Raw genomic sequence first — 1,222 nt, forward strand, 5'->3', positions numbered from 1 at the left:
CCTCTAAACCCGTCTTTTTCCCCTCCCCCCTTTTTTACTTTCGGCCAACTCACCCACAACCACCTCTTACCTGATGGAGATATAGCCAAGTGGACGCCGCTACTCATGCTGTTACAAATTAACCGCAACGAAGGGATTGCTATGGAGCAAACACAGAAGATTAGGTTCATAATGAGGGTGCCGCCGTATCGTTCAGACGGTGACGATATGTTTATCGACGATAGGAAGCTAAGAAGTCTGGGGGAGTTGAAATATTATGTAAGACCAGTACACGGCTGGTCTGTTGATTTCAAATCCAACAAGGAATTTATTGAATGGATGTGTGTCAACCTTACACGTATAGAAACTGAAAACACGAAGACCTTCTACAAGTGGGTTTTGTTCTGCTATCTACGCAACATGGATCCGATGAAGCCAAAGTTCGGGTGGTATCTCAGAGCGGGGCCGGATCAGATCGGCAAACTGAAAGAGCCCTGGAGGCAGATAAAACTCGTACGTTATCGATGCGAACTCAAGCCATTTAGCCAGCAGGTGGTTAAAGACTTGAAGGATTTGGAGACTCCCAAGGATCCAGCCGCAATTGCCGACATGTTGTGTAGACATATCCACGCCAGGCTGGCCGTGCCATGCGACTCCCGCTCCCTTCCTTACTTCGCGCAGTGGGTTCTCTACTGCAATTCCAGATAACCAACACCCCCTTTTTCTACGTGCCCGAATGTGATTGGGTCTTCAAAATAGCCTCCCGTTCCTCAGAAACAGCAAGGCGGTTGAAGGAGCTCTGCGAGCAACAGGGATTGTCTTTACAACACGTGGCGATGATGACGCCGATGGAGCTGATGGAATTGTTAGATGTGGACGCCATCACGACGGCGGAGAACATAGTGAGGAGGGCGCGGGAGATTGCAGGCTTTGACTTCGTGAGGCGGTACCAGCCAGGCGCAACCGCGGCTGTTTTGAAAACCGGCGTAGCCGAGTTCGACGAGAAGACGCCCTGGGGCGGCCTCAAGTTCGGCTCGATCTATGGCTTCGCCGGGGAGTACGGCACGGGCAAGTCGATACTGGCGATGCAGGCGGCGGCGAGAGCCGCGTGCGAGAACCGATACATAGCGTATATCGACACAGAGAACGCCTACAACCACTCAATGATGGAGCGCCTCCTCAAGCGGTTCTGCGGCGGTGAGTGGGAGAGGGCCGCGGAGCGCGTCGAAGTGTTCCAGGTGCC

The 1,222-nt window shown here is 52.9% G+C and carries 2 protein-coding genes; both read left to right on the plus strand.

The annotated features are described in order from the left end of the window. The first annotated feature begins 141 nt into the window (after nucleotides 1-141). The gene (locus ACP5J3_RS14755) at nucleotides 142-687 is read left to right on the plus strand and encodes a hypothetical protein (protein WP_428496372.1); all 546 of its coding nucleotides are present in this window, start codon (nucleotides 142-144) and stop codon (nucleotides 685-687) included. Further along, on the plus strand, nucleotides 660-1,222 hold a 563-nt coding region (locus ACP5J3_RS14760), incomplete at its 3' end, for an ATPase domain-containing protein (RefSeq protein WP_428496373.1). The genes ACP5J3_RS14755 and ACP5J3_RS14760, both read left to right, overlap by 28 nt.

The organism is Pyrobaculum sp. (assembly GCF_049971835.1).
GTDB lineage: Archaea > Thermoproteota > Thermoprotei > Thermoproteales > Thermoproteaceae > Pyrobaculum.

Excerpts from the sequence above, each read along its gene's own strand:
- ACP5J3_RS14755 (WP_428496372.1), top strand. The coding sequence starts at position 142 with ATGGAGCAAACACAGAAGATTAGGTTCATAATGAGGGTGCCGCCGTAT.